This is a genomic window from Actinoallomurus purpureus, from assembly GCF_024055795.1.
GTDB lineage: Bacteria > Actinomycetota > Actinomycetes > Streptosporangiales > Streptosporangiaceae > Actinoallomurus > Actinoallomurus purpureus.
Map to the genome: position 1 here is coordinate 1 of NZ_JAMXMY010000052.1, position 1529 is coordinate 1529.

Consider the following 1529-nt stretch of genomic DNA (forward strand, 5'->3'; position numbering starts at 1 on the left):
CATCGCGAGCGCCTTGTTCACGACGGCACGCGACACCTTCAACTGAGCGGCCAACTCAGCCTCGATCGGCAGTGCCGTCCCCCGTGCGTAGAACCCGGTCTGGATTCTGTCGCGCACGATGCGTGCGACCTGCTGATACTCCGACTGCGATCTTTCGATGGTCATGGGTCGCTCAATCCCTTCTTGGTGTCCTGATCATAGGGGCGCATGTAGGACGTGCCTCCTACCTCATGGAGCAATCCTCCCAGCGATCTTGACAATCCGCGAAGTAGGGGGGACTCTCTGTTGAGACAGTTTGCAGCACATGACATGTGCTACATACTACACAGAGAATCGCAAGCAAGACAGGACGCAAGAGCTCGGGGCGACTCGGGGGACGGCGGACCGACCGAGCTTTGACATCTGAACAGCAAGTCGAAACCGGCAGGGAAGCAGCGCCGCACCGTACGTCGCACGATGACAAGGCGGGGGACGCGGACCAACGCTCCAGCCCGCAAGGTTGACGAACCTGTTCTCAGCCCATACAGGACCCAGAGCCTTAGAGCTCGAACGACCCGGTGGCAGGGCACGCCGGCAGGTGACGAACCGCTCAGCCGGTCGGCCACGCCACGACCCCCGTCAGGGGCGAGCGAGCCGCGTCACCTGAAGGACGAGCCACCACCGGCTCGTCAGCAGAGACGGAAGAGACGCGCCCACTCCAATTGGGCGCGTCTCTCCGCTCCACCGTACGACCCCCGGCGGGGGTTCAGTCGCCGCGACGCGTGGCGGCCGACTCCTCACCGAAGGCAGGAACCCTGTGATCAGCATCGAATCGTTCGGCTGGCGCCACCCCGGCGCCCTCGACATCGTCAAAGGCGACGCGCTCGTCTTCGACCTGGCCGAGAAGCTCCACGACCCGAACGTGGCCGGGTCCCCGCTCCAGCACATGACCGGACTCGATGACGAGGTCTACGACCACGTCATGGCCACGGGCGGAGCCCGGAGCCTCTTCGCGAAGTTCGCCCACAGAGTGATCACGCTGCACTACACGGGCGGCGCGGACATCCGCGTCTTGATCGCATGTCGGGGCGGACGGCACCGCAGCGTTGTAGCTGCCCGCGCGGTGGCTGAGTACTTGGAGCTCTGGGGTGTGCCGGTGAAGGTCACGCACCATCATGTGCGCCGCGAGGTTCTGCCGCCGGTCGCCTGACACCCACCACCCGCCCCCCGGCGGGGGTTCAGTCCGCGCGACCCGTGCGGGCCGACTCCTCACCGAAGGACACCCCATGTACGACGAGAAGACCCTCGCCCGGTACCGCGACCTGCTCGCCGTTCGCGGCGTGCGGAAGGACCTCGCCGACGAGGCCACCGAGCAGGACGACGACGAGTGACGTCACAGCCCCGCCCCGGCGGGGGTTCAGTCCGCACGATGCGTGCGGGCCGACTCCTCACCGAAGGACGTTGACATGAAGGGCAAGCTGATCACCGCAGTGCTTGCTGCCGCGTTGATGGCCGGCGCCGCCGCGTGTACTAACGACGCCGCCAGCGCA

2 protein-coding genes are annotated in these 1529 nt (G+C 66.1%); one reads left to right on the plus strand and one right to left on the minus strand.

Translation table 11 applies throughout. The annotated features are described in order from the left end of the window. Positions 1–165 (minus strand): GntR family transcriptional regulator (locus NE236_RS45460; protein ID WP_372494547.1); only part of this gene is annotated, 165 nt, incomplete at its 3' end. Between the two features lie 631 nt (positions 166–796). Between NE236_RS45460 and NE236_RS43140 the strand changes: the two genes are divergently transcribed. After that, entirely contained in the window at positions 797–1189 is a 393-nt protein-coding gene (locus tag NE236_RS43140) for a RapZ C-terminal domain-containing protein (RefSeq protein ID WP_252848124.1), read from the plus strand. The last annotated feature ends 340 nt before the right edge of the window (positions 1190–1529 follow it).